The sequence below is a fragment of the Thioclava sp. NG1 genome (assembly GCF_003122275.1).
Classification (GTDB): domain Bacteria; phylum Pseudomonadota; class Alphaproteobacteria; order Rhodobacterales; family Rhodobacteraceae; genus Thioclava; species Thioclava nitratireducens.
This window is the reverse complement of the sequence record NZ_QFBB01000001.1, coordinates 375,593-400,469: the sequence shown is the minus strand read 5'-3', so window position 1 is coordinate 400,469 and position 24,877 is coordinate 375,593. Positions and strand designations below refer to the sequence as shown.

Here is a 24,877-nt window from a genome sequence, read left to right as displayed (position 1 = left end):
GGGAATGATATGCAAGAGCTTCGCGATAAATACCTGAACGCCGTGGCCGATGTGACCGACGAGGCCGCGCTGGAAGAGATTCGTCTGGCCGCCTTGGGCAAGAAGGGCGAGATCAGCCTGAAGATGCGTGAGCTGGGCAAGATGACCCCGGAGGAGCGCCAGACCACGGGCAAGGCGCTCAACGTGCTGAAGGACGAGATCGACGCGGCGCTGCGCGCGAAGAAGGCGGCGCTGGCGGATGCGGCGCTCGATGCGCGGCTGCGCGAGGAATGGCTGGATGTGACGCTGCCGGGCCGTCCGCGGCGGCAGGGCACGATTCACCCGGTCTCTCAGGTGATGGACGAGGTTACCGCGATCTTCGCCGATATGGGCTTTGCGGTCGCCGAAGGTCCGCAGATCGAAGACGACTGGCACAATTTCGACGCGCTCAACATCGCGCCCGAACACCCCGCGCGGCAGGAGCATGACACGTTCTTCATGCATCGCGACGAGGATGACGACCGCCCGCCGCATGTGCTGCGCACCCATACCTCGCCGGTGCAGATTCGCGCGATGCTGGAGCAGGGCGCGCCGATCCGCGTGATCGCGCCGGGCCGTGTCTACCGTATGGACATGGACCAGACCCACACGCCGATGTTCCATCAGGTCGAAGGTCTGGCGATCGGCAAAGACATCTCGATGGCGAACCTGAAATGGGTGCTGGAAGAGTTCTGCAAGGCCTTCTTCGAGGTGGACGGCGTCGAGCTTCGCTTCCGCGCCTCGCATTTCCCCTTCACGGAGCCGTCGGCCGAGGTCGATATCCGCTGCTCGTGGGAGGGCGGTTCGCTCAAGATTGGTGAGGGCGACGACTGGATGGAGATCCTCGGCTCGGGGATGGTGCATCCGAAAGTGCTCGAATCCGCCGGGATCGACCCGAACGAATGGCAGGGCTTCGCCTTCGGCATCGGGATCGACCGCCTCGCGATGCTGAAATACGGCATCCCGGATCTGCGGGCGTTCTTCGAGAGCGACCTGCGCTGGCTGAAGCATTACGGGTTCAGCGCGCTGGATCTGCCGACGGTGGCTGGTGGGTTGAGCCGGTGAAATGGCGTGATGCGCACCGAGGCCTTAATTGGCCCGTTGCGGGTCTCCTAACGCTCATATGCATCGGAGGCGTTATCTGCCTGCCTACGGCAGCCACGGGTATCATCGGTGCAACCGCAGCTCTCATAATTGGTTTTGTGGCATATCCTTGGCAGAAGGCTCAGGATCGGAAAAACGAACGGCACCGCGAGCTGAGAGAGTTCTACTTTCAAACCGTCTCAGAGCTTGTGGAACTGCGGGGGTCGCTCGCTCGAGGGCCACGTCTAGCAGATGGTGCTTCTCAGTTGGATGCAGCTGAGAATTGGGCCGGCGATATCCTGTTTAAAGTAAATGTAATAGTGAGCAGGGTTTTTCTCGTTTCTGAAGAGCAGAAGACGATCGATGCTGCGATGGAAATGCAGCGCTTTACGCTGGATTTCTTGAGCGGATTCATGAAATTCGCTGAAAAGGAAATTGGAACTGGCATCTTAGGCGGTGCTGAATTGCGCGAAATATCAGCTAAGTACTGGCAACAAACGCGACAGGCCTACGACGCCATGCAAACGAAACTAGAAACGTCCTTTGCGAGTGAGGTTCATGGGCGCGAAATGAAAGTTGAGCATTCGCCATTTGAAAGCGATAATTGAGAAGTGGCCTGATCCAGTTTCGCTAGTGCTAAAGTGATTTTCGCTTTCTGCTTCCCCAACCCCAAAAGGAAGCCCCCATGCCCGCCCCCATCACCTTCACCTTCGGCGACAGCCGCGAACTCTGCGACCAGCTCCTCGCCCTGATCCGCCAAGGCAAGAAGACCGCCACCTGCGGCGCGCTCACTTATTTCACCGAAGGGGGCGAGGATATGCCGGTGGTGGGGCGGCGCGATATCGCGCTCGATTGGGACGGCAAACCGGCGGTGATGATCGAGACCATCGAGGTCACGATCCGACGGTTTTGCGATGTCGATGAAGACTTCGCGCTGGCCGAGGGGGAGAACGAGACGCTGATCGGCTGGCGGCGCGATCATCAGGCCTATTTCGAGCGTAACGGAGGTTTTAACCCCGAGATGGAACTCCTCTGCGAGCGGTTTCGCTTGATAGAGGACTATCAAGGAGCCTCCAATGTCACAGAACAAACGCCTCTTCGACACCCCGAAGCATGAACAGACCCCCGAGCAGCGCCGTTTCGTCGCCATCACCGAGATCGCCTATACGGTCGTGGATTTCGGCGCGGCCTTCTGTTTCGTCGTGGGGTCAATCTTCTTCTTCTACGACAGCCTGATGGTCCCGGGGACGTGGTTGTTCCTGATCGGGTCCATCCTTTTCGCGGCAAAACCCTCGATCCGGCTCTGGCGGGAGTTGAAACTCCTTGAGATGGGGGATTACAAGGACCTCGCTCTGCGCAGAAAATCCTGAGGGAAGTCCGATGAAATTCACCCTGTCCTGGCTCAAGGATCATCTCGAGACCGAGGCCACCGTCGATCAGATCGCCGAGGCGCTCACCGATCTGGGTCTCGAAGTCGAGGAGGTCGTCGATCCGGCGGCGAAGCTCGAGACCTTCACGCTGGCCAAGGTGCAATCCGCCGAGCAGCACCCCGACGCCGATCGTCTCCGGGTCTGCATGGTCGAGACCAACGAGGGGGTGAAGCAGATCGTCTGTGGTGCGCCGAATGCGCGGGCCGGGATTACGGTCGTGCTGGCCAAGCCCGGCGATTACGTGCCCGGCATCGACGTTACGCTGTCGGTGGGCAATATCCGCGGTGTGGAAAGCCACGGCATGATGGCCTCCGAACGCGAGCTGGAGCTGTCGGACGAGCATAGCGGCATCATCGAACTGCCGTCGGGCGAGGTGGGCCAGAAGTTCACCGACTGGCTGGCTCAGAACCGTCCCGAGGCCGTCGATCCGGTGATCGAGATCGCGATCACGCCGAACCGCCCCGATGCGCTTGGCGTGCGCGGTATTGCGCGCGATCTGGCGGCGCGTGGGCTGGGCAAGCTCAAACCGCTCGACGTGCCGAAGGTCGAGGCTGCGTTCGATGCGCCGATCTCGGTGACGATCGACCCGGCGCTGAAGGACAAGGGCTGCCCACTGTTTGCTGGTCGCGTGATCCGCGGTGTGAAGAACGGGCCGTCGCCCGACTGGCTGCAAAAGCGGCTGCGCGCGATCGGTTTGCGTCCGATCTCGACGCTGGTCGATATCACCAACTACTTCACCTATGACCTGAACCGGCCGCTCCACGTCTTCGACATGAAGAAGGTGACGGGCAACCTGGTGATCAAGCAGGCCTCCGGCGGCGAGGAGTTCCTCGCGCTCGACGAGAAGGCCTATACCGTGCGCGCAGGCGACATGGTGATCTGCGACGACAAGGGGGTCGAGAGCCTTGCGGGGATCATGGGGGGCGAGGAATCCGGCGCGGATGAGGACACGGTCGATGTGTTCCTCGAGAGCGCCTATTGGGACCCGATCACCATCGCCGCCACGGGCCGTGCGCTGAAGATCAACTCGGATGCGCGGTATCGGTTCGAGCGCGGCGTCGATCCGGCCTTCACGCTGCCGGGGCTCGATCTGGCGGCGAAGATGGTCGTCGATCTGTGCGGTGGCGAAGTGTCGGAGCTGGTGATGGACGGCGCGGTGCCGGATGTCAGCCGCGCTTACAAGCTGGACCCGGCGCGGGTGATTTCGCTCGTCGGCATGGATATTCCCGAGGCCACGCAGCGCGAAACGCTGAAAGCTCTGGGCTTCACGCTGGAGGGTGACATGGCGACGCCGCCGACTTGGCGCCCGGACGTGCTGGGCTCGGCCGATCTGGTCGAGGAAGTGGCGCGGATCGCTTCGCTGACCAAGCTCGAAGGCAAGCCAATGGGCCGCGAGACGACCGGCGTGCCCGGCGCGATCCTCACCCCGATGCAGCAGCGCGAGCGGATGGCGCGACGCACCACGGCGGCTTTGGGTTACAACGAGTGCGTGACCTACAGCTTCATCGACGAGGCGTCCGCCAAGCTGTTCGGCGGTGGCGCGGATGCGACCAAGCTGGAGAACCCGATCAGCTCGGAGATGACGCATATGCGTCCCGACCTGCTGCCGGGTCTGCTGCAGGCGGCCGCCCGCAATCAGGCGCGCGGCATCGCCGATCTGGCCTTGTTCGAGGTCGGCCCTGCGTTCAACGGCGGCGAGCCGGGGGAGCAGGTTCTGCAAGCGACGGGGCTTCTGGTCGGTCACTCCGCGCCGCGCGATCCCTTCGGCTCGCGCCGTCCGGTGGACCTCTATGATGCGAAGGCCGATGCCGAGGCCGTGTTGGCCGCGGTCGGCGCGCCGGCGCGCGCGCAGATCAACCGCAAGCTCGATGCGTGGTGGCATCCGGGCCGCGCGGGCAATGTGGCGCTCGGTCCGAACCTGCTGGCGACCTTTGGCGAGGTGCATCCCAAGGTGCTGCGCGAGCTGGGCGTGAAAGGCCCGGCGGTCGCCTTCACGATCCGTCTGGCGAACATCCCCTTCCCGAAGAAGAAAGGCGCGACGCGGCCCGCGCTGCAGATTTCCGACCTGCAGGCGGTCGAGCGCGATTTCGCCTTCGTGGTGGATGCGGATGTCGAGGCGCTGACGGCGGTGAACGCGGCGATGGGCGCCGACAAGAAGCTGATTGAGAGCGTGAATGTCTTCGACCAGTTCACCGGCGCCAAGGCCGAGGAACAGATGGGCGCGGGCAAGAAGTCGATCGCGCTGACGGTGCGGATGCAGCCCGCCGACAAGACGCTGACCGATGCCGAGATCGAAGCGGTGAGCAAGAAGATCGTCGAGAAGGTGAGCAAAGCCACCGGCGGCACGCTGCGTAGCTAAGGTTGCCGGCGAGAGAGTTTGGAGCGCCCGGTCGGAGAGACCGGGCGTTTTCTTTTGTGTGCAGCGGAGGGCGGGGCCAGACCGCCGGGTGGGCGTCGCCCTCTGAGGTTGGCGCTTTATCCCCGCCACGTCCGGGCGACCTCGGTCCGCGCGCTGCCGTTAAAAAAGCGCCCGCCCGAGGGGGCGGTCGGGCGCTGCCAGGGCCGCTTCGCGGCTGATCCGGGCATTCAACTCTAGCCGTTCTCACCCGAGGCTCGGGCGCGTCCCTGACCCGTCCGACCCAGCGTAATCCTTTCCTATCTTCCGAAACCCGTTAGGCTTTTCGCGAACGAGGGAAGGAGGAGCCCTTGCGTTTCGATTATCTCATTCTGGGCGGCGGCTCGGCGGGGTCGGTGCTGGCGGCGCGGTTGTCGGAGGACCCGGCCGTGACCGTCTGTCTTGTCGAGGCGGGGCGCGAGGCGCGCGACATCTTCGTGCGTGCGCCTGCGCTGGTCGCCACGATGGTGGCGGGGCTGCCGCCGATCCATAACTGGGCGCTACGCACGGTGCCGCAACCGGGGTTGAACGGGCGGCGCGGGTTCCAGCCGCGGGGCCGGGGGCTTGGTGGGTCGTCGGCGATCAACGCGATGCTCTATGCGCGTGGTCAGCCCGAGGATTACGACGGTTGGGCCGAGGCGGGCGCCGAGGGCTGGGACTGGGAGACCGTGAAGCCGTGGTTCCTCGCCTCCGAGCGCAATGCCCGCGGGGCGTCGGACTGGCATGGCGCGGCGGGGCTGTTGCAGGTCGGCGATCAGCGGCGGCCGCGGGCGATCAGCCGCGCTTTCATCGAGGCGTGCGGCGCGGTGCAATGCCCGCCGAACGAGGATTTCAACGGGCCGCGACAGGAGGGGGCGGGGCTTTATCAGGTCACGCAGTTCTGGGACGGTCCGCGCAAGGGCGAACGCTGTTCGGCGGCGGCAGCCTATCTGCATCCGGTGATGGATCGGCCGAACCTGACCGTGCTGACACGTGCGCGCGCTGAGAAGATCGAGATTGCGGAGGGCCGTGCGACGGGGGCAATCGTCCGGCAAGGCCGCAAGCGGATGAAGATCGACGCGGCGCGCGAGGTGATCGTATCGGCAGGGGCGTTCGGCTCGCCGCAGCTGCTGATGCTGTCCGGGATCGGGCCTGAGGATCATCTGCGTGAGGTCGGGATCGAGCCGCGTCTCGATCTGCCGGGCGTGGGCGCAAACCTTCAGGATCATCTGGATTACGTCATCAGCTACACCTCGCCCCGGCGCGACGTCGTGGGGCTGAACCCGCGCGGGCTGATGCGGCTGGCGCGGGCGGCGGGCGCGTGGCGCAAGCATGGCGAGGGGCTGTTCGCCTCGCCCATGGCCGAGGGCGGGGCGTTCCTGCGGAGCGATCCGAGCCTCACCCGGCCCGATCTGCAAATCCATTTCGTCGTCGGTATCGTCGATCAGCATATGCGCAAGCCGCATTTGGCCGATGGCTGGTCCGCTCATATCTGCCCGCTGCGGCCTCAGTCACGCGGGACGCTGCGGCTGGCCTCAAACGATCCGCGCGCGGCGCCCTTGATCGACCCCGAATATCTCTCCGATCCGCGCGACGCAGAGCTACTGCTGAAGGGCGCACGGCTATTGGACCAGATCGCCGAGGCGGAGCCGCTTCGTCCTTGGCGGGGGCGCAGGTTCTATCCGCATGACGGAACGGATGAAGGGCTGATGGCCGATATCCGGGCGCGGGCGGATACGATCTACCACCCGGTCGGCACCTGCGCGATGGGGCAGGGCGACATGTCGGTGGTCGATCCTCAGCTGCGGGTGCGTGGGATCGACGGGCTGCGCGTTGTCGATGCCTCGGTGATGCCGCATCTCATTTCGGGCAATACCAACGCGCCGACGATCATGATCGCCGAGCGCGCGGCCGCGTTCATCCGAGGGGATCAGTCGGTGCGATCGGTCGGGTGATTGACGCCGTCGTTCCACGGCACCGGATCGAGATCGCGCGGGTTCACCCCTTCCAGACAGGCGGCGTTCACGCCGTATTGGTTCGGGTTCGAGCGGCGCTGGTGATGGGTGTAGACGCCGCAGGTTTTGCAGAAGTAATGCTTCGCGGTCATCGTGCCGAATTGATAGAGCGTCAGGTTGTCCTCGCCCTTTAAGATGCGGATGCCCGAGAGCGGGGCCGAAACCGCCACCGCCCCGCGCCGACGGCAGAAAGAGCAATCGCAGCGCCGCTTGGTGTTGAGCCTGTCGGAAAGCGTCACTTCCATCTCCACCGCGCCGCAATGGCAGATCAGGCGGTGGGGCGACTGGATTTCGGGCAGCATCAGCGTCTCCGTGTGACTGTGGGAATATTGGTCTGGCTCTCGCGCGCCTCTGGGAAGGGCGGGTGGCCATGGGTGAGCCGCCAGAAGAGCGGCCCGCCGAGCCGGAGCCATAGCGGCAGGGTCAGAAGCACGCCCGCCACGAAGCCGCCGATATGGGCCATGTGAGCCACCCCGCCCGAGGCGCTCGAGGTCAGTTCGTTGAACAGTTGCAGCGTGAACCAGAGACCCAGAACCAGCCAGGCAGGGGTGGCCCAGATCTTGAAGAAGACGAGGAAGTAGAACAGCACGTCGATCCGCGCCTTCGGATAGAGCAGCAGATAGCCTCCCATCACGCCTGCGATCGCGCCCGAGGCGCCCACCATCGGCACGGTCGCATCGGGGTTCGCTGCGATCTGCGCGAAGGCGGCGGCCAACCCGCAGGCGAAGTAGAACAGCAGGAAGGCGATGCGGCCCATCCGATCTTCGAGGTTGTCGCCGAAGACCCAGAGAAACAGCATGTTGCCCGCCAGATGCAGGATACCGGCATGCAGGAACATGTGTGTAATGAGCCCGTGCCACGCGACGCCATGGGTCACGGCGGCAGGCCAGAGCGCGTTGTCGAGCCAGAGTTCCCGCAGATCGCCGCCCCATGGCGCGGTCATGACATAAACCACGATATTGATCGCGATCAGGGCCCATGTGACCCACGGGGTATTGTACGAAGGATTGTGATCGCGGATCGGGAACATCGCCCGAGAGGGCCACGCGCAGGGCCCTCGGTCAAGGCGCTTATTGCGTGGCTTCGATCACCGTCTCGCCCTGCGCGATCAACTCCAGCCGGTCCTGCGACAGTTTCACCGTATCGACGCGGGCCATGGCCGAGTGGAAGGCCTTCTCGACACCCATTGCGGGCTCGGCGCACATCATCCGCGTGCCCGCCAGTTCGCCGACTCGCACTCGGCCGTCCTTCTCCGAGATCCGGCCGTTGTAGTGATTGCAGCCGGCCTTGCCCGCGACCAAACCCTTTTCGGGGTGGGTGAGGGTGACCTCCACGCCATTGGGGATCGGTTTGCCGTCAATCGACACCACTTCCCAGATCGCGTTCGGTGCGATTGCCTCAAGAGGGTCGCCCGGCTCCGACTGGCATCCCGTCACCAGCCCCAAGGCCAGCAGCGGCCCGATCACGATCGCACGCATATTCAGCTTCCCTCTTGCTCTCACGCGCCTTGCTTAGACCTTGGGGATGGGGTGCGCCATTCACGGCCCCGTGATCCCGCGTGGGAAAGTTGCGACATCGGCGCGCATCCTCCTTGGCCCGAAGGCCGTATATCTCTATGCTCTCGCCCCGCGACAGGAGGAGTCCCATGATCAACGAACTCGGGCATTTTGCCCTGATTCTCGCCTTTGCGGTGGCCATCGTGCAGGCCATCGTGCCAATCGTCGGCGCACAGAAAGGCTGGCGCGGCTGGATGGCGGTGGGCGAACCCGCAGCGACGGCGCAGTTTTTGCTCATCGCGGTGAGCTTTGCGGCGCTGACCCACGCGTTTGTCGTGTCGGACTTCTCGCTGAAGCTGGTCTGGGCGAATTCCCATACCGACAAGCCGATGCTCTACAAGATCACCGGCGTTTGGGGGAACCACGAGGGCTCGATGCTCCTCTGGGTGTTGATCCTGTCGCTCTTCGGGGCGGCGGCGGCCGTGTTCGGTGGCGCTCTGCCACCGCGGCTGCGGGCGCGTGTGCTGAGCGTTCAGGCGTGGATTGGCGTCGCGTTCCTCGGCTTCATCATCTTCACCTCCAACCCGTTCCTGCGTCTCGCGGAGCCGCCTTTCAACGGCGAAGGGATGAACCCGCTGCTGCAAGATCCGGGTTTGGCCTTCCATCCGCCGTTCCTCTATCTCGGCTATGTCGGCCTCTCGATGTCGTTCTCCTTCGCGGTGGCGGCGCTGATCGAAGGCCGGGTGGACGCGACCTGGGCGCGCTGGGTGCGGCCGTGGACGCTGGCGGCGTGGATATTCCTGACCATCGGCATCGCGTTGGGCTCTTGGTGGGCTTATTACGAGCTTGGCTGGGGCGGCTTCTGGTTCTGGGATCCGGTGGAGAACGCCTCGTTCATGCCGTGGCTTCTGGCCGCCGCGCTGCTGCACTCGGCCATCGTGGTCGAGAAGCGCGAAGCGCTGAAATCGTGGACGATCCTTCTGGCGATCATGGCTTTCGGCTTCTCGCTGATCGGCACCTTCATCGTGCGTTCGGGCGTGATCACCTCGGTGCATAGCTTCGCCTCCGACCCGCAACGCGGCATCTTCATCCTCGGCATTCTCGCCCTCTTCGTGGGCGGGGCGCTGACGCTCTATGCGTTCCGTGCGAGTTCGATGCAGGCAAAGGGCGTGTTCTCGATGCTGTCTCGGGAAACCGCGCTGGTGATCAACAACATCCTGCTGGCCGTCGCAGCCCTCGTCGTCTTCGTTGGCACGGTCTGGCCGCTGGTCGCGGAGATGTTCTTCGGGCGCAAACTTTCGGTCGGCGCGCCGTTTTTCGATCAGGCCTTCACCCCCTTCATGGTGATCCTCGCCCTGATCCTGCCGATCGGCGCGATGATGCCGTGGAAACGCGCGCGTCTCGGCCGCGTGGTGAAACCCTTGGTCCCGGCCTTCGTGCTGGCGCTGGCCCTGGGCGGGCTTGCCTGGGCCGTCGAGAGCGGCAATTCGCTTCTTGCCCTCGTCGCGGTGTTCCTCGGCAGTTGGCTGGTCTTCGGCGCCATGACCGAGTTGTGGCAGCGTTCGGCCCGCAATTTCGGGCGCCTCAAACGCCTGCCGCGCGCCGACTGGGGCAAGGCCACGGCCCATTCCGGCCTTGGCATCACCTTCATCGGCATCGGCCTGCTGACCGCCGGCCAGCTCGAGGATATCCGTGTCGCCAAGATTGACGAGCCTTTCACCGTCGGCGGCTACCAGATCACGCTGACCGAAGTGCATAAGGAGAAGGGGCCGAACTATACCTCGCAGATGGCGACGATGCTGGTCGAGAAGGACGGCAAGAAGATTGCGACGATGCATCCCGAGAAGCGCATCTACCCGGTGCAGCGGATGCCCACGACCGAGGCCGCGATACACACCACGCCGCTGCGCGACATCTACCTCGTGATCGGCGATCCGCAGGATCAGGGCGGCTACGCGGTGCGCACCTATATCAAGCCCTTCGCGGACTGGATCTGGGCGGGCGCGATCATCATGGCGTTGGGCGGGCTTCTGAGCCTGTCGGACCGTCGTTACCGTGTTGCGGCGGGGGCGCGCAAATCGCGTGCGACCTCGGCGCACGCTTCTCCGGCGGAGTGAACGATGCTCAGGAAAACCCTTCTTGTCGTGACGCTGGTTCTCTCGGCGCTGATCTCGCTCGGGCCTGCACTGGCGGTGCAGCCTGACGAGATCATGAAGGACCCGGCGCTTGAGGCGCGGGCACGCGAAATCTCCAAGGTGCTGCGCTGCCCGGTCTGTCAGGGCGAGAATATCGACGATTCCAACGCCGAGGTATCGCGCGATCTGCGGCTGCTGGTGCGCGAGCGGCTCAAGGCGGGCGACACGAATAGCCAGGTGATCGATTACATCACCGCTCGCTATGGCGAGTATGTGCTGTTCGAGCCCGAAAAGCGCGGGGCGAACCTGCTGCTGTGGTATCTCGGTCCGGCGGCGTTGATCGTGGCGCTGATTGGCGGGTTCTTCTATGTCCGCTCGCGCCGCGCGGCGTCCGAGGGGCCGGCCCAGCCCGATCTCTCCGATGAAGAGCGCAAGCGCCTTGAGGAGCTGATGGGCGAGTAGGGGAGCAGGGCGCGCGGCGGCCCGTGGGGTGGCGCATCGCGACCTTGGACGGCAGGCGCTTTGTGCCAGCCACGCCCCTCCATCGAATGAGCGTCGCGCGCGGTCACCAATGCGCCAGCCCGTCGGGACGGGCCGCCGCGCGCCCTGCGCCTTCGGCGCGCTCCGGGCGCAGGCGCTCTTCAGTCCGCGTTTTAAAATGAAAGAAGCGGCGGGAAAGCCCGCCGCTTCTCTATTCTCGCCCTGATGTCTCAGGTGCAGCGGTCACTCGATCCCGCCGAGGCACATGTATTTCAGCTCGGTGAAATCTTCGATGCCGTATTTCGAGCCTTCGCGACCCAGACCGGATTGCTTGATGCCGCCGAACGGGGCTACCTCGGTCGAGATCAGCCCGGTATTCACGCCGACGATCCCGGTCTCCATCGCTTCGGCCACACGCCAGACGCGGGCGAGGTCACGGGCGTAGAAATAGCCCGCCAGCCCGAATTCGGTCGCGTTGGCCATCTCGATCGCCTCGGCCTCGGTCTCGAAGCGGATCAGCGGGGCGAGCGGGCCGAAGGTCTCCTCGCGCGCGACCCGCATCTGTTGCGTCACGCCCGTCAGCAGCGTCGGCTCGAAGAAGGTGCGCCCGAGGTTCGAGCGATGCCCGCCAGCAGCCACCTGCGCACCTTTCTCGGTGGCGTCCGCGATATGCGCCTCGACCTTGGCCAGCGCGTCCGCGTTGATGAGCGGCCCGGTGGTTACGCCCGGCGCGAACCCGTTGCCCGGTCGCAGGGTCGCAAGCCGCGCGGTCAGCTTCTCGGCGAAGGCGTCATAGACGCCGGCCTGCACGTAGATCCGGTTCGCGCAGACGCAGGTCTGTCCGTTATTGCGGAACTTCGCGATCATCGCGCCATCGACCGCCGCATCGAGATCGGCGTCGTCGAAGACGAGGAATGGCGCGTTGCCGCCCAGTTCCAGGCTGATCTTCTTCACCGTCTCCGCCCCTTGGCGCATCAGGATCTTGCCCACGCGGGTCGAGCCCGTGAAGGTAATCTTGGCGACCTTGGGATTGGCGCAGAGCTCTTCGCCCATGCCCGCCGCATCGACGCCGGGGATGATGTTGAAGACACCCGCCGGGATGCCCGCGCGCTCGGCCAGAACGGCCATCGCGAGGGCCGAAAGCGGCGTCAGCTCGGAGGGGCGCCCAACGAAGGTGCAGCCCGCCGCCAGCGCCGGGGCCAGCTTGCGCGCGATCATTGCGTTGGGGAAGTTCCACGGCGTGATCGAGCCCACCACGCCGACCGGCTGACGGATCACGAGAATGCGCTTGTCGCGCTGGTGGCCGGGGATCACGTCGCCATAGACGCGCTTGGCCTCTTCGGCGAACCATTCGAGGAAGCTTGCGCCATAGGCGATCTCCCCCTTGGCCTCGGCGAGCGGTTTGCCCATCTCGGCGGTCAGGATCGCGGCGAGGTCGTCCTGATTTTCCATCATCAGGTCGTGGAAGCGCCGCAGGTAGCCCGCGCGCTCCTTGCCGGTGAGCGCGGCCCAGTCCGGTTTCGCGGCATGGGCGGCCTCGATCGCGGCGCGCGTGGCGTCCACGTCGAGATCGGCGACCTTGGCCACCAGTTCTCCTGTGGCTGGGTCGGTCACGTCAAACGTCTTGCCCGTTTCGATCCACTCGCCGTTCACATAGGCGCGGGTTTCCAGCAGGCTCGGGTCGTTCAGTTTGAGCATGTCAGCCCTCCTTCGCGGCGGTCATCGCCTCTTCGAGGATGTCGAGCGCCTTGGCCATCTGCTCGTCGGGGATGGTGATCGGCGCGAGGAAGCGGATCACGTTGCCATAGACGCCGCAGGTCAGCAGCAGCAGGCCCCGGTTGAGCGCTTCGACACGGATGCGCTGGGTCAGCGCTGCATCGGGCTTGCCGTCCGTCATCAGCTCGACCGCGACCATGAAGCCGGGGCCACGGATCTCGGCGATCTCCGGCATGTTGGCGCGGATCGCCTCCAGTCGTTGCTTGAGGCGCGAGCCAAGCTCGTTGGCGCGGGCGCAAAGGTCTTCCTCCTCGATCACGTCGAGCACCGCGTTCCCGGCTGCGACGCCCAGCGGGTTGCCACCATAGGTGCCGCCCAGCCCGCCCGGGTTCGCCGCGTCCATGATTTCGGCGCGACCTGTCACCGCCGCGATCGGAAGGCCGCCGCCCAGACCCTTCGCCATGGTCGTGATGTCCGCGGCCACGCCATAGGCGTCCATCGCGAACATGGTGCCGGTGCGCGCGAAGCCGGTCTGCACCTCGTCGGCGATCATTACGATGCCATGCTCGTCGCAGAAGGTGCGCAGCCGTTTGACGAAATCATGCGGGGCCGGGTTGAAGCCGCCTTCGCCCTGCACCGGCTCAAAGATCACCGCAGCGAGGCGCGTGGGATCGAGATCGGTTTTGAACAGGCTCTCCATCGCAGCGAAGCTGTCATCGGTCGACACGCCATGCAGCGCGTTCGGGAAGGGGACGTGGAACACATCGGGCATCATCGCACCGAAGCCCGCCTTGTAAGGCGCGACCTTGCCGGTGAGCGTCATCGTCATGAAGGTCCGGCCGTGGAAGCCACCGCCGAAAGCGATGATCGCGTTACGGCCGGTATAGGAGCGGGCGATCTTGATCGCGTTCTCGACCGACTCGGCCCCGGTGGTGACGAAGATCGACTTCTTGTCGAAATCCCCCGGCACCTTCTCGTTGAGGCGTTCGGCAAGGCGCACATAGGGTTCGTAGGGCATCACCTGATGGCAGGTATGGGTGAAGGCATCGAGCTGGGCTTTCACCGCCTCGATGACTTTCGGGTGGCGGTGGCCAGTGTTCACCACCGCGATCCCGGCGGCGAAATCGATTAGTTCGCGGCCATCGGCATCGGTGACGGTGGCGTTCTCGGCGGAGACGGCGAAGTTCTGGGTCTGGACACCCACGCCCCGGGCAAGGGCGGCGGCGCGGCGGGTTTCGAGGTCGGCATTGCTGGACATGGGTACTCCTGAGGTGCTGGAGAATCACGGAATGATGTGACGCTAGTGTTTAACGAATGGCTGTGCAATGTTTAGTTTGTTAAACGTAGGGCGACGGCGCGCGCGCTGGAAATCCGCCCGCCCGCACTCTAGAACAGGCAAAGGACAGGAGGCTTGCGGTGAGCGAATTCGACGTGGGCGGACGGCTTCGGGCGATCCGCGAGGACAAGGGATTGTCGCAGCGCGAGCTGGCGCAGCGGTCGGGCGTGACCAACGGGCTTGTCTCGCTGATCGAGCGCAACAAGACCTCTCCCTCGATCACCTCGCTGCGCAAGATCCTCGAAATCCTCGAGATGACGCTGGCGGAGTTCTTCGACAGCGACACGCCGTCCGAGCCAGGCAAGTTCGTCTTCCGGCACTCCGAGCTGACCGAGATCAACCCTGGCCGGATCTACCGCTCGGGCGGCGCGGCGCTCGATGCGCTTTCGCTGAAACGCGCGGGCAAGTCGGGGCAGACCAACCTTCTGCTGCTTTACGAGACCTATGAGCCCGGCGCCGATACCGGGGCGGAGGCCTATGCCCACGAGGGCGAGGAGGGCGGGTTTGTCATCGAAGGTGAGTTGCTGCTGACGGTGGGCGAGACCACCGAGCTGCTGCGCGCGGGCGATGCCTACCTGTTCGACAGCCGCCTGCCGCACCGTTTCCGCAACGTGGCCAAGGCGCGCTGCGTGGTGGTCTCGGCCGCGACACCGCCCACCTTCTGAGACGCGCGCTCAATAATAGGTGCGCTCTTCCAGATCGCTCTCGGCCATCATCGCATCACAGGCCGCGAGGAATGCGGTTTCCGCGCTCGACTGCTTCCGCTGCGGGTTGGTGAGCAGGTAGATATTCACCATCGGCAACCCGTCATAGGGCGGCAACTGGCGCAGCCGCCCGGCCTCGACATCGCGATGCGCGACATGCAGCGGCAGCGCACCGATCCCGACACCTGCCACGATCATTCGACGCAGCTCGTGAAGGTTCGACGACACCCCGCGCCAGCTCGGCGCGAGCTTGGCCCGCGCGCGGAGCAGTGAGACGGGGTGAAGCGGGCCGTCCTCGGTCTCGGTCTGGAACGACACCGAGGTCTCGCCCTCGATCTCCGCGAGCGAAATGTTCTCGCGCTCGAAAAGCGGGTGCCGCTTGCCGCAGAAAAGGCCGAAATATTCGCGGTAGAGCACCTGTGCGCGCAGGTTCTCGGGTGTCTTGTGAAGCAGGCAAATCCCGAGGCTCGCCCGATTCTGTTGCACCCGATTCACCACTTCCTCGCTCTCGGCCACGGTCATCGAGAAGGTCACCTTGGGATGTTCGGTGGCGAAATCATGCAACACCGCGTCGTAGTGATCGGAGATGACATGTGACGTCGTGGTGATCGCGATATGGCCCCGCAACTCCTCTGCGCCGGTCTCCAGCAGGGAGGGGATCTGCGACACGGCGCCGAAGATCTGCGCGCATTCCTGATAGAGCAGGTTTCCCGCCCTAGTGACCTTGAATTCATTCGGTTTTCGGATGATCAGCTCATGGCCGGTGCGTTCCTCCAGCCGCTTGAGCGCGGCCGAGATCGTGGGCTGCTTCAGACCCAGCAGATAGGCCGCACGCGAGATGCCCCGCTGCTCCACAACGACCATGAAAGTCCGCAGCAGGTTCCAGTCGAGATGCCAGGGGAAACGTTGTTCGTAGGGTTTGACCATAGCTCAGATCTATAGTGAAGATTTCAATTATTTATTTGCGCAATGGCGGTCGCCATGCAAGCGTTCCCGTCAACGAGGCTCCGGATGGGGCGCTCGCCGTGGCGGGACGCGCCGGAAACAAGGCCGCCCGCAGTCATGACCAACAGGAGAGATCCATGACCAACCGCAGAACCGTTCTCAAGACCCTCCTCGGGGCCAGCACGCTCGCCGCCACCGGCATTTCGCTGCCCAGCCTCGCCGCGGCTGACGAGCTCGAAAGCCTCAAGGAAAAGGGCGTGATCCGGATCGCCATGTCGGGCGCCTACCCGCCCTTCAACTTCATCAACGATTCGAACGAGGTCGTGGGCTTCGATCCGGCCATCGGTGAGGAGATCGCCAAGCGCATGGGCCTGAAGACCGAGATCGTGACGACCGCGTGGGACGGGATCATCGGCGGTCTGCTCGCCAACAAGTACGACGCCATCGTCGGCTCGATGTCGATCACCCCCGAGCGCGAGAAGGTCGTCGATTTCGTCGGTCCGTATTACACGACGAAACGCGCGATCTTCGTCCTGCCCGACAGCCCGATCAAGTCGGTTGCCGATCTGAAGGACGTGACTGTCGGTGTGACCCTTGGTGAAACGCACGAAGAGTGGGCGCGTCAGCAAGGCTATAACGTGAAGACCTACAAGGGTCTGCCCGAGCTGATCCTCGAGCTTCAGAACGGTCGTGTCGACGCGATCATCAACGACTCGATCGCGGCGATCCTCGCGATGAAGAAGAACGACTACAAATACCGCATCCTCGACGATCTGAAGACCGACGCGATCGGTGCTGGCATCGCGATCCGCAAGGGCAATCCCGAGTTGAAAGACGCGATGCAGAAGGCGCTCGATTCCATGATGGAAGACGGCACCTACGAGAAGATCGCGATGAAGTGGATCGGCGCTGACATCCGCTGATCGGCACGTCCCAAGGAATGGTGGGCAGCCCGTCTTCTGACGGCTGCCCTGCCTCCCGCAATCTTCGATGGATTCCCGAAAGGACACGGAACGGATGACCGCCGAATATGGAAAGCTGACCTGGGAGCAGGTCCGCGACGCGGACAAGGATCGTGTGGTGATCCTGAATGTCTCTGCGACGGAAGATCACGGGCCGCATATGCCGCTCGATACGGACACGGTTCTGGGGATGGCGGTGGCCAATGGCGTTGCCGAAGCCGCGCCCGACGAAGTATTCGTGATGCCCGCGATCCCCTATGGCTTCAACGAGCACCACAAGGACTTTCCGGGTGTCATCTGGATCCAGCCGGAGACGCTGATCAACTTCGTCTGCGATGTGACCGAGTCGCTCGCGCATCACGGCTTCCGCCGGATCCTGCTGCTGAACTCGCACGGGTCGAACCACCCGATCCTCGATCTCGCGGCGCGCAAGACGGTCATCCGCACCGGCATCATCTGCGTCTCGGCATCGTATTGGAACCTGTGCAGCGACCGTATTCAGGGCCTGCGCAAATCCGAAGTGGGCGGCATCGCCCATGCCGGGGAATTCGAAGCTGCGATGTACAAGCATCTGCACCCCGATCTGGTCGATCTCGACAAGGCCGAAAGCCAGAACCTGCACGATCCCGACACCAAGTTCTTCAATCTGGATTTGGCGGCCGGTGGCGGCAAGGCGATGCTGATGCGCTGGTGGTCCTCGGTCTCGCCCGATGGAACCATGGGCGATCCGACCGTCGCCGATGCCGAGACCGGCAAGGCGTTCCTGGAAGCGGCGATCGAGGAGACGACAGCGCTCGTTCGCGAGATACGCGCGCTGCCGATCCTGCCACGCCGCGATCATCATTGAGGGGAATGCCGTGGATATCGAACTAATCCTCAAGGTCTATCCGTACTTCCTGAAAGCCGCCGTGATCACGGTCGAACTGTCGGTCCTGACCATCGTGCTGGGGCTCATTTGCGGCGCAATTGGCGCAGCGTTCCGGCTGTCGCGCTTCTTCCTCTTGCGCTTCATAGGCGGCGCCTATGTCAGCTTCTTTCGCGGCACGCCCGCGCTGATTCAGCTGTTCCTGCTGTATTTCGGCGGCCCGCAGGTCGGCATCCAGCTCGATGCGTTTCAGGCCGGTGTGATCGGGCTCGGCGTCAATATCGGGGCCTACATGACCGAGACGATGCGGGGCGCCATCGTCGCGGTGGACCGCGGGCAGACCGAGGCCGCGCGCACGCTGGGCCTGTCGAAGGCGCAGGCCTTCCGCAAGGTGACGCTGCCGCAGGCGCTGCGCCTGATGATCCGGCCGCTCGGCGTCAACATCAACGCTCAGATCAAGGGCACCGCGCTGGTCTCCGCGATCTCGGTGGTGGAGCTGACCTACACCGCGCAGCGCTACATCGGTTCGACTTACAAGCCGTTCGAGATGTTCTTCCTCGCGGGGATACTCTACCTCGTCATCATCACGGCGGTGGGCAAGGGTATCGCCTTCCTCGACCGCAGGGTGCGCATCCAATGATCCGCGCATCCGCCCCCCTTTCCCGCCCGCACGAGAAGGAGTGAGCCATGGGTCTCGATTTCTCCGTCATCCCGCCTTTCTACGGCACGCTCTTGCTAGGTGTCCTGTGGACCATTGCCATCACCGCCGCCTCGGCGCTGCTGAGTTTCTTCGGGGGCATCCTGCTCGCGGTGATCGCGCTCTATGCACCCGCCATCATCCGCCTGCCGGTGCGCTTCATCGCCTGGCTTTTCATGGGCACGCCGCTGCTGCTGCAACTCTTCCTGATCTATTTCGGGCTCGTGCAGATCGGCATCGACCTTCCGGCCTTCGTGGCGGGCGTGATCGGCCTCGGCTTCCACTTCGCGGTCTATAATTCCGAACTGATCCAGACTGCGATGGTCGCGGTGGACAAGGGCCAGATGGAGGCCGCACGCACGCTGGGCCTGTCGCGCAGGCAAGCGCTCGTCAAGGTGGTGGTGCCGCAGGCGGTGCGCGACGTGCTGCCGCCGATCGGCAACAATATGATCGCGCTTCTGAAAGACTCGGCGCTGGTCTCGGTGATCGGGGTGTCGGAACTGACGCTCTCGGCGCAGCGCGCCATCGGCCAGACCTACCGCGCCTTCGAGTTCTACGCGGCTGCGGCCGTTCTCTACTACATCATCAATCTCGGCATGGAGGCGGTGATCCGCTGGTTCGAGAACCGCAACCGCCTCTATCGCTGATCCGGGAGATATCGACATGACCGAGACAAAATCCTTCGTCGAGATCCGCCACGCCCAGAAATCCTACGGCTCGCTGGAAGTGCTCAAGGATATCTCGCTCAATGTGGAGCGCGGCCAGATCGTCGCGATCATCGGCCCTTCGGGCTCGGGCAAATCCACGCTGCTGCGCGCCATCAACGATCTCGATCCGCTGACCGGCGGCGAAGTCTGGCTCGACGGGGTGCAGGTGAACAAGTCCCTGCCGCATAACCAGTACGAGAAGCACATCAACAAGATGCGCCAGGACATCGGCATGGTGTTCCAGCACTTCAACCTGTTCCCGCATCTGAGCGTTCGGGACAACGTCACGATGGCGCCGAAGCTGCTCAAGAAGATCTCCGACAAGGAGGCCGACAAGCTCGCCGAGGAGCAGCTCGATCACGTCGGCATGCTGGAGCGGATCGACTATTACCCTGCGCAGCTTTCGGGCGGTCAGAAGCAGCGTGTGGCGATCGCCCGCGCGCTGGCGATGCGGCCGAAGCTGATGCTGTTCGACGAAGCCACCTCGGCGCTCGATCCCGAGCTGGTGGAAGAGGTGAACCTGGTCATGAAGAAGCTCGCCCAAGAGCACATGACCATGATCATCGTCACCCACGAGATGGATTTCGCCGCCTCCGTCTGCGACCGCGTGCTGTTTATGGACAAGGGCGTCGTGGTCGAGGAGGGGCCGCCCGAGCAGGTCTTCAAGAACCCGACCCAGGAACGGACCCGGAATTTCCTGCGCAAACATCTCGAAGGTGCAAAATGACGACTGAAAAGTCTCACCTGTTCTATCAGTCGCGCCAGCCGCGGCCTTTCCTCGAACGCTCCGAGGGAATCTACCACTACGACGAGAACGGGAAACGCTATATCGACGGCTCTTCGGGGGCGATGGTCTCGAATATCGGCCATTCCAACCCGCGCGTGCTGGAGAAGATGAAGGCGCAGATGGACCGTTCGACCTTCGGCTACCGGCTGCATTTCCGCACGCACCCGTCCGAGGATCTCGCCGCGCGGGTCGCCGCGCGGATGCCGGAAGGGCTCGACAAGGTGTTCTTCGTGTCCGGCGGCTCCGAGGCGGTCGAAACCGCGATCAAGCTCGCACGGCAATACGCGGTCACGCAGGGCGAGGAGAGCCGCTACAAGGTGATCTCGCGGCTGCCATCCTACCACGGCGCGACGATGGGCTCGCTCGGCGTCACGGGCAGCCCGATCTTCACCGGGAAGTTCGCGCCGATGTTCACGGAGATGCCGAAGGTTCCGGCACCGACCTGCTATCTCGACCGCGACAACCTTACCGAGGAAGAGCGCGGCATCAAATATGCCGAGATGCTGCGCGAGAAGATCGAGGCCGAGGGTCCCGAGACGGTACTCGCCTTTTTGATGGAGCCGGTGGGCGGGGCTTCGACCGGTGCGCTGGTGGCGCCTGACAGCTACTATACCCGCGTGGCCGAGATCTGCGAAGAATACGGCATCCTGCTGATCTATGACGAGGTGATGACCGGGGCAGGCCGCACCGGCAAGTTCCTCGCCGCCGAGCATTGGGGGATCATCCCCGATATCGTCGCGATGTCGAAAGGCTTCGGCGCGGGCTACGCGCCTCTGGGTGCCGTGGTCGCGCGTCACGACATTGTGGAGACGCTCCTCGACGCGGGCGGCTTCCTGCACGGCTTCACCTATGCGGGCAACCCTCTGGCCTGCGCGGCGGGTCTCGCGGTGCTTGACGAGATGGAAGAGCAGGATCTGATCGGCAACGCCGCGCGGATGGGCGATGTTCTCAAGGCGCGGCTGACCGCGCTCATGGATCGCTACCCCTTCATCGGCGACGTGCGCGGCAAGGGCCTGCTGCTGGCGTTCGAACTGGTCTCGGACCGCGAGACGATGAAGGTTCTGCCGAAAGAGTGGAACGCGCATGTCGAGCTCGTCGAGCTGGCTTATGAGCGCGGTCTCATCATCTATTCGCGTCGCACGCGAAGCGGCTATGAGGGCGACCATTTCCTCGTATGCCCGCCGCTGATCGTGACCGAGGCGCAGATCGACGAGATCATCGCGATCCTCACCGACGCGCTCGACGCCTTTGCCGCCAATCACGACCTGCCGGTGGTCGAGGAGGTCAGCGCATGAAGCTGCCCGACAAATCCATCGCGATGGAAGAGGTGGTGGCGCAGATCCCCGACGGCGCCACGGTGCTGGTGGGCGGCTTCGGTGTGCCCGGTACCCCCTTCGCGCTCCTGCGCGAGTTGGCGCGTCAGGGGCAGCGCGACCTTGTTCTGGTCAAGAACGATGCCAACGAGGCGGGCATGGGCATCGACCACCTGATCGCGGGTGGACAGGTGCGCAAGCTGATCGTCACCCATCTCGGCCTTAACGCCAACGCCATCGCGGCGATGAACGAGGGCCGGATGGAGGTCGAGTTCTGCGCTCAGGGCATCCTCGCCGAACGTATCCGGGCCGGAGGCGCCGGACTCGGTGCCATCCTCACCGATATCGGCATCGATACGGAATTGGCGCAGGGCAAGCAGATCGTCGAGATGAACGGTCGTCCGATGCTGGTCGAGTCCGCTCTGCGCGGCGACTTGGCGCTGGTCCATGCCGCGCGCGCCGATTGCTTCGGCAATCTCGCCTATGCCGCGACCGCGCGTAATTTCAACCCGCTCATGGCGATGGCCGCGAGCCGCGTGATCGCGGAGACCGAAGAGCTGCTACCGCTGGGCGGGCTCGATCCGGACGCGGTCGAAAGCCCCGGCGCCTTCGTCGACCACGTCGTGAAACTCGACTCGATTTCCGAGGAGTATGGCATTGTCAGACGCTAGAGCTCGCATGGTGGCCCGCGCCGCGCGCGAAATCGCGCCCGGCATGGTCGTGAACCTTGGCATCGGCTTGCCCACCAAGGTGGTCAACCACCTGCCTTCCGACTTCCCCGTCTGCCTGCATTCGGAAAACGGGCTGACCGGGATCGGGCCCACGCTGTCGCCGGAACGCGCCGACCGGAACCTGATCGACGCGGGCGGGGCCTATGTCTCGACCATCCCCGGCTCGGCCTTTTTCGACAGCGCGGTGAGCTTCGCGCTGGTGCGCTCCGGGCGGCTCGACCTGACGCTGCTGGGTGCCTTCGAGGTCGCGCAGAACGGCGATCTGGCGAACTGGAAGATCCCGGGCAAGTTCTCCCCCGGCGCAGGCGGCGCGATCGAGCTGGCGCAGAAAGCGCGCCGTGTCGTCGTGATGACCACGCATTGCGACCGCAAGGGCAACCCGAAGCTGCTCGAGACCTGCTCTCTGCCGCTCACCGCGAAGGGACGGGTGGCGCGAATCTACACCGACTTGGCGGTGGTGGACGTGACCGATCAAGGCTTCGCGCTGGTCGAACTGGCCGCGGGCATTTCCGAGGCGGAGATCCGCGAGGCGACCGGCGCGCCCCTTGCGCTGCCGCAAGGCGACATTCCCAGATTCTGAGGCATGACATGGATACCGAGCTTAAAACCCGCATCCTCTCGGCGGTCGACGCCGCATTCGATGACGAGACCGCGTTTCTGTCCGAGCTGACTGCGCACCCCTCCACCCGTGGGCAGGAGCAGAGCGCGCAGGACTTCATGGCCGCCGCCCTCGATGAGCGCGGCTACGAGGTGGATCGCTGGCAGATCGACGTCGAGAAAATCCGCGACATGCCGGGTTTCTCGCCGGTTATGGGCGATTACGAGGACGCGGTGAATGTGGTGGGCACCCATCGCAGCCAATCGCGGAAGGGGCGCTCGCTGATCCTCAACGGCCATATCGACGTGGTGCCTGCGGGGCCTCTGGACATGTGGGACGCGCCACCGTTCGAGCCGCATGTCGCCGATGGCTGGCTCTATGGGCGCGGCGCGGGGGACATGAAGGCGGGGTTGGTGTCGAGCCTCTTCGCGCTCGATGCGCTGCGCAAGGCGGGTTTCGCCCCCGGGGCGGATGTGTTCTTCCAATCCGTCGTGGAAGAGGAGTGCACCGGCAACGGCGCGCTGGCCTGCCTTGAGCGCGGTTACCGCGCCGACGCCGCGCTGATCCCCGAACCGTTCGAGGAAAAGCTGGTCGACGCGCAGCTCGGCGTGGTCTGGGCGCAGGTGCACCTGAAGGGGCTGCCCACACATGTGGCCTATGCTGGCACCGGCGCCAATGCGATCGAGGCCGCAATCCCGCTGATCGAGGCGCTGCACGGGCTGGAGGAGCGCTGGAACGCGCCGGGTTGTCGGCACGGGGATTTCGCCCACGTCCATCATCCGATCAACCTCAATATCGGCAAGATTCAGGGAGGCGATTGGGCGTCCTCCGTCCCGGCCTGGTGCATCTTCGACATGCGCATCGCGATCTATCCGGGTCAGGATATCGCCGCCGCGCGTGCCGAGATCACCGAGACCATCATGGACGCCGCGCGCAATAACGCTTTCCTGAAGAACTCGCTGCCCGAGATCGTCTGGCACGGCTTCATGGCCGAGGGCTATGCGCTTTCCGACGACCACTCAGCCACGGCGACGGCTGCGATTGGTGCTCTCGAAGGGGCGCATCGCAGCGTCAACGAGAGCGATCTCGACCGCGTGGCGATCACCGCGACCACCGATGCCCGTTTCTTCGGGCTCTATGCCGACACGCCCGCGCTGGTCTACGGGCCGCGCACCGAGGCGATCCACGGCTTCAACGAGCGCGTCGAGCTGGAAAGCATCCGTCGCATCACCCAGAGCACCGCCCTGTTCATAGCGGACTGGTGCGGGCTCGAAACCATCTGAGGATACCCATGCGCGACGCTGTCATCGTCTCCACCGCCCGCACGCCCATCGGCAAGGCCTATCGCGGCGCGTTCAACAATCTCGAAGGCCCGGCGCTGGCCGCTCATGCCGTGCGCGCGGCCGTCTCCCGTGCAGGCCTTGAGGGCGGCGAGATCGCCGATGCGATCTTCGGCTCGGCCCTCACGCAGGGCTCCACCGGCGTCAACGTGGCGCGCCATATCGCGCAGGCGTCGGGCCTGCCCGACTCCGTGGCGGGCGTCACGCTGGACCGGCAATGCGCCTCGGGCCTCAACGCGATCGCGGCGGCGGCTCATGGCGTGATGACGGGCGAGATGGACGTGGCGCTTGCGGGCGGGCTCGACTCGATCTCGCTGGTGCAGAACGAGCATTGGAACGGCTATCGCTACCGCAGCCCCGGCGTGCCCGACGCCTATTACATGTCGATGATCGAGACGGCGGAGGTCGTGGCCGAACGCTATGGCGTAACCCGCGAGGCGCAGGATGCCTATGCGCTGCAAAGCCAGACGCGCACCGCCGCCGCGCAGGAGGCCGGTCGCTTCGATGCCGAGATCGTGCCGGTCGAGGCGGTGAAGCTGGTGAAGGACAAGGCCACGGGCGACGTCTCGGAGCAGTCGGTGCGGCTGGAACGCGACGAATGCAACCGGCCGCAGACCACGCTGGAGGGGCTTCAAGGGCTCAAGCCGGTGCTGGGCCCCGACAAATGCGTGACCGCAGGCAATGCGAGCCAGCTCTCCGACGGCGCGTCCGCCTGCGTCGTGATGTCCGCCGAAGAAGCCGCGCGGCGTGGGCTGGAGCCGCTGGGCGCGTTCCGGGGCATGGCGGTTGCGGGCTGTGCGCCTGACGAGATGGGCATCGGTCCGGTCTTCGCGATTCCGCGCCTGCTGGAGCGTGCGGGGCTCTCCATCGACGATATCGACCTTTGGGAAATCAACGAGGCCTTCGCCTCGCAGCTTCTCTATTGCCGCGACCGGCTGGGCATTCCCGACGATAAGCTCAACGTCAATGGCGGCGCGATCTCGATCGGCCATCCCTATGGCATGTCGGGCGCGCGCATGGCGGGCCATATCCTGCTGGAAGGCAAGCGCCGCGGTGCGCGCTACGGCGTCGTGTCGATGTGCATCGGCGGCGGGCAGGGGGCTGCGGGCCTGTTCGAGATCTTCTGAATAAATCGGTGTGGGCGT

The 24,877-nt window shown here is 64.5% G+C and carries 25 protein-coding genes; 19 read left to right on the top strand and 6 right to left on the bottom strand.

Annotation, left to right across the window (positions count from 1 at the left end):
* Positions 1 to 9: 9 nt before the first annotated feature.
* The 6 genes from pheS to DEM26_RS01855 all read left to right on the top strand — a co-directional run bounded on the left by pheS (position 10) and on the right by DEM26_RS01855 (position 6,860).
* Positions 10 to 1,083 carry a phenylalanine--tRNA ligase subunit alpha gene (gene pheS, locus DEM26_RS01880; protein WP_109171583.1) on the top strand — a complete coding sequence of 358 codons (1,074 nt, stop codon included), beginning with the start codon at positions 10 to 12 and terminating at the stop codon, positions 1,081 to 1,083.
* Positions 1,080 to 1,709: a hypothetical protein gene (locus DEM26_RS20170; protein WP_146194420.1), complete on the top strand. Its 630-nt coding sequence runs from the start codon at positions 1,080 to 1,082 to the stop codon at positions 1,707 to 1,709. The genes pheS and DEM26_RS20170 overlap by 4 nt, the downstream gene beginning before the upstream one ends.
* Before the next feature lie 77 nt (positions 1,710 to 1,786).
* Complete coding sequence (locus DEM26_RS01870) at positions 1,787 to 2,218, top strand: ASCH domain-containing protein (RefSeq protein WP_109171581.1); 432 nt, start codon at positions 1,787 to 1,789, stop codon at positions 2,216 to 2,218.
* Positions 2,178 to 2,471, top strand: a complete 294-nt coding sequence (locus tag DEM26_RS01865) for a YrhK family protein (RefSeq protein WP_075773997.1) — start codon at positions 2,178 to 2,180, stop codon at positions 2,469 to 2,471. The genes DEM26_RS01870 and DEM26_RS01865 overlap by 41 nt, the downstream gene beginning before the upstream one ends.
* A 10-nt stretch (positions 2,472 to 2,481) precedes the next feature.
* A complete protein-coding gene (gene pheT / locus DEM26_RS01860; protein WP_109171580.1) occupies positions 2,482 to 4,890 on the top strand; it encodes a phenylalanine--tRNA ligase subunit beta in 2,409 nt (802 codons plus the stop codon).
* A gap of 347 nt (positions 4,891 to 5,237) precedes the next feature.
* Positions 5,238 to 6,860: a GMC family oxidoreductase gene (locus DEM26_RS01855; protein WP_109171579.1), complete on the top strand. Its 1,623-nt coding sequence runs from the start codon at positions 5,238 to 5,240 to the stop codon at positions 6,858 to 6,860.
* Here the strand turns inward: DEM26_RS01855 and DEM26_RS01850 are convergent.
* Genes DEM26_RS01850 through DEM26_RS01840 form a run of 3 tightly spaced genes read right to left on the bottom strand, consistent with a single transcriptional unit; the run spans position 6,836 to position 8,398 of the window.
* A complete protein-coding gene (locus tag DEM26_RS01850; protein WP_109171578.1) occupies positions 6,836 to 7,222 on the bottom strand; it encodes a GFA family protein in 387 nt (128 codons plus the stop codon). The genes DEM26_RS01855 and DEM26_RS01850 overlap by 25 nt on opposite strands.
* Positions 7,222 to 7,950, bottom strand: a complete 729-nt coding sequence (locus DEM26_RS01845) for a rhomboid family intramembrane serine protease (RefSeq protein ID WP_075774001.1) — start codon at positions 7,948 to 7,950, stop codon at positions 7,222 to 7,224. Before DEM26_RS01845 ends, DEM26_RS01850 begins: the two co-directional genes overlap by 1 nt.
* Before the next feature lie 40 nt (positions 7,951 to 7,990).
* Positions 7,991 to 8,398, bottom strand: coding sequence for an META domain-containing protein (locus DEM26_RS01840; RefSeq protein WP_088727362.1), 408 nt, complete (start codon positions 8,396 to 8,398; stop codon positions 7,991 to 7,993).
* 167 nt (positions 8,399 to 8,565) lie between these two features.
* Between DEM26_RS01840 and DEM26_RS01835 the strand changes: the two genes are divergently transcribed.
* Positions 8,566 to 10,533, top strand: coding sequence for a heme lyase CcmF/NrfE family subunit (locus DEM26_RS01835; RefSeq protein WP_088719560.1), 1,968 nt, complete (start codon positions 8,566 to 8,568; stop codon positions 10,531 to 10,533).
* A 3-nt stretch (positions 10,534 to 10,536) separates the two neighbouring features.
* Positions 10,537 to 11,013, top strand: a complete 477-nt coding sequence (locus tag DEM26_RS01830) for a cytochrome c-type biogenesis protein (RefSeq protein ID WP_109171577.1) — start codon at positions 10,537 to 10,539, stop codon at positions 11,011 to 11,013.
* Positions 11,014 to 11,274: 261 nt separating this feature from the next.
* Here DEM26_RS01830 and DEM26_RS01825 read toward each other — a convergent pair whose 3' ends face one another.
* Both DEM26_RS01825 and DEM26_RS01820 read right to left on the bottom strand, forming a co-directional pair.
* Positions 11,275 to 12,729, bottom strand: coding sequence for an NAD-dependent succinate-semialdehyde dehydrogenase (locus DEM26_RS01825; RefSeq protein ID WP_088734831.1), 1,455 nt, complete (start codon positions 12,727 to 12,729; stop codon positions 11,275 to 11,277).
* A gap of 1 nt (position 12,730) precedes the next feature.
* A complete protein-coding gene (locus DEM26_RS01820; protein WP_075774006.1) occupies positions 12,731 to 14,005 on the bottom strand; it encodes a 4-aminobutyrate--2-oxoglutarate transaminase in 1,275 nt (424 codons plus the stop codon).
* Positions 14,006 to 14,163: 158 nt separating this feature from the next.
* Here DEM26_RS01820 and DEM26_RS01815 point away from each other — a divergent pair, with 158 nt between their 5' ends.
* Positions 14,164 to 14,748: a cupin domain-containing protein gene (locus DEM26_RS01815; protein ID WP_075774007.1), complete on the top strand. Its 585-nt coding sequence runs from the start codon at positions 14,164 to 14,166 to the stop codon at positions 14,746 to 14,748.
* A gap of 9 nt (positions 14,749 to 14,757) precedes the next feature.
* Here DEM26_RS01815 and DEM26_RS01810 read toward each other — a convergent pair whose 3' ends face one another.
* Complete coding sequence (locus DEM26_RS01810) at positions 14,758 to 15,714, bottom strand: LysR family transcriptional regulator (protein ID WP_075774008.1); 957 nt, start codon at positions 15,712 to 15,714, stop codon at positions 14,758 to 14,760.
* A 155-nt stretch (positions 15,715 to 15,869) separates the two neighbouring features.
* On the opposite strand from DEM26_RS01810, the gene DEM26_RS01805 reads away from it, so the two are divergent.
* The 10 genes from DEM26_RS01805 (at position 15,870) to DEM26_RS01760 (ending at position 24,859) form a co-directional block, all read left to right on the top strand.
* Positions 15,870 to 16,655: an ABC transporter substrate-binding protein gene (locus DEM26_RS01805; protein WP_075774009.1), complete on the top strand. Its 786-nt coding sequence runs from the start codon at positions 15,870 to 15,872 to the stop codon at positions 16,653 to 16,655.
* Between the two features lie 94 nt (positions 16,656 to 16,749).
* Positions 16,750 to 17,541, top strand: coding sequence for a creatininase family protein (locus DEM26_RS01800; RefSeq protein ID WP_075774010.1), 792 nt, complete (start codon positions 16,750 to 16,752; stop codon positions 17,539 to 17,541).
* A gap of 10 nt (positions 17,542 to 17,551) precedes the next feature.
* Positions 17,552 to 18,199 carry an amino acid ABC transporter permease gene (locus DEM26_RS01795; RefSeq protein WP_075774011.1) on the top strand — a complete coding sequence of 216 codons (648 nt, stop codon included), beginning with the start codon at positions 17,552 to 17,554 and terminating at the stop codon, positions 18,197 to 18,199.
* Between the two features lie 47 nt (positions 18,200 to 18,246).
* Entirely contained in the window at positions 18,247 to 18,903 is a 657-nt protein-coding gene (locus tag DEM26_RS01790) for an amino acid ABC transporter permease (protein WP_075774012.1), read from the top strand.
* Between the two features lie 16 nt (positions 18,904 to 18,919).
* Positions 18,920 to 19,690, top strand: a complete 771-nt coding sequence (locus DEM26_RS01785; protein ID WP_075774013.1) for an amino acid ABC transporter ATP-binding protein — start codon at positions 18,920 to 18,922, stop codon at positions 19,688 to 19,690.
* Complete coding sequence (locus tag DEM26_RS01780; RefSeq protein WP_075774014.1) at positions 19,687 to 21,045, top strand: aminotransferase family protein; 1,359 nt, start codon at positions 19,687 to 19,689, stop codon at positions 21,043 to 21,045. Before DEM26_RS01785 ends, DEM26_RS01780 begins: the two co-directional genes overlap by 4 nt.
* A complete protein-coding gene (locus DEM26_RS01775) occupies positions 21,042 to 21,734 on the top strand; it encodes a CoA transferase subunit A (protein ID WP_109171576.1) in 693 nt (230 codons plus the stop codon). Before DEM26_RS01780 ends, DEM26_RS01775 begins: the two co-directional genes overlap by 4 nt.
* Positions 21,721 to 22,374, top strand: coding sequence for a 3-oxoacid CoA-transferase subunit B (locus DEM26_RS01770; protein WP_233242990.1), 654 nt, complete (start codon positions 21,721 to 21,723; stop codon positions 22,372 to 22,374). The genes DEM26_RS01775 and DEM26_RS01770 overlap by 14 nt, the downstream gene beginning before the upstream one ends.
* 8 nt (positions 22,375 to 22,382) lie before the next feature.
* Positions 22,383 to 23,675 (top strand): ArgE/DapE family deacylase, encoded by a 1,293-nt coding sequence (locus DEM26_RS01765; protein WP_109171575.1) that lies wholly within the window; start codon positions 22,383 to 22,385, stop codon positions 23,673 to 23,675.
* An 8-nt stretch (positions 23,676 to 23,683) separates the two neighbouring features.
* Positions 23,684 to 24,859 carry an acetyl-CoA C-acyltransferase gene (locus DEM26_RS01760; RefSeq protein WP_109171574.1) on the top strand — a complete coding sequence of 392 codons (1,176 nt, stop codon included), beginning with the start codon at positions 23,684 to 23,686 and terminating at the stop codon, positions 24,857 to 24,859.
* The last annotated feature ends 18 nt before the right edge of the window (positions 24,860 to 24,877 follow it).

Bases quoted from the DNA above. Each gene is read 5' to 3' on its own strand.
- DEM26_RS01865 (WP_075773997.1), top strand. From the start codon at position 2,178: ATGTCACAGAACAAACGCCTCTTCGACACCCCGAAGCATGAACAGACC.
- DEM26_RS01785 (WP_075774013.1), top strand. From the start codon at position 18,920: ATGACCGAGACAAAATCCTTCGTCGAGATCCGCCACGCCCAGAAATCC.
- DEM26_RS01760 (WP_109171574.1), top strand. From the start codon at position 23,684: ATGCGCGACGCTGTCATCGTCTCCACCGCCCGCACGCCCATCGGCAAG.
- DEM26_RS01800 (WP_075774010.1), top strand. From the start codon at position 16,750: ATGACCGCCGAATATGGAAAGCTGACCTGGGAGCAGGTCCGCGACGCG.
- DEM26_RS01845 (WP_075774001.1), bottom strand. From the start codon at position 7,950: ATGTTCCCGATCCGCGATCACAATCCTTCGTACAATACCCCGTGGGTC.
- pheT (WP_109171580.1), top strand. From the start codon at position 2,482: ATGAAATTCACCCTGTCCTGGCTCAAGGATCATCTCGAGACCGAGGCC.
- DEM26_RS01775 (WP_109171576.1), top strand. From the start codon at position 21,042: ATGAAGCTGCCCGACAAATCCATCGCGATGGAAGAGGTGGTGGCGCAG.
- DEM26_RS01810 (WP_075774008.1), bottom strand. From the start codon at position 15,714: ATGGTCAAACCCTACGAACAACGTTTCCCCTGGCATCTCGACTGGAAC.
- pheS (WP_109171583.1), top strand. From the start codon at position 10: ATGCAAGAGCTTCGCGATAAATACCTGAACGCCGTGGCCGATGTGACC.
- DEM26_RS01790 (WP_075774012.1), top strand. From the start codon at position 18,247: ATGGGTCTCGATTTCTCCGTCATCCCGCCTTTCTACGGCACGCTCTTG.
- DEM26_RS01840 (WP_088727362.1), bottom strand. From the start codon at position 8,398: ATGCGTGCGATCGTGATCGGGCCGCTGCTGGCCTTGGGGCTGGTGACG.
- DEM26_RS01765 (WP_109171575.1), top strand. From the start codon at position 22,383: ATGGATACCGAGCTTAAAACCCGCATCCTCTCGGCGGTCGACGCCGCA.
- DEM26_RS01780 (WP_075774014.1), top strand. From the start codon at position 19,687: ATGACGACTGAAAAGTCTCACCTGTTCTATCAGTCGCGCCAGCCGCGG.
- DEM26_RS01870 (WP_109171581.1), top strand. From the start codon at position 1,787: ATGCCCGCCCCCATCACCTTCACCTTCGGCGACAGCCGCGAACTCTGC.
- DEM26_RS01805 (WP_075774009.1), top strand. From the start codon at position 15,870: ATGACCAACCGCAGAACCGTTCTCAAGACCCTCCTCGGGGCCAGCACG.
- DEM26_RS01820 (WP_075774006.1), bottom strand. From the start codon at position 14,005: ATGTCCAGCAATGCCGACCTCGAAACCCGCCGCGCCGCCGCCCTTGCC.
- DEM26_RS01835 (WP_088719560.1), top strand. From the start codon at position 8,566: ATGATCAACGAACTCGGGCATTTTGCCCTGATTCTCGCCTTTGCGGTG.
- DEM26_RS01850 (WP_109171578.1), bottom strand. From the start codon at position 7,222: ATGCTGCCCGAAATCCAGTCGCCCCACCGCCTGATCTGCCATTGCGGC.
- DEM26_RS01825 (WP_088734831.1), bottom strand. From the start codon at position 12,729: ATGCTCAAACTGAACGACCCGAGCCTGCTGGAAACCCGCGCCTATGTG.
- DEM26_RS01830 (WP_109171577.1), top strand. From the start codon at position 10,537: ATGCTCAGGAAAACCCTTCTTGTCGTGACGCTGGTTCTCTCGGCGCTG.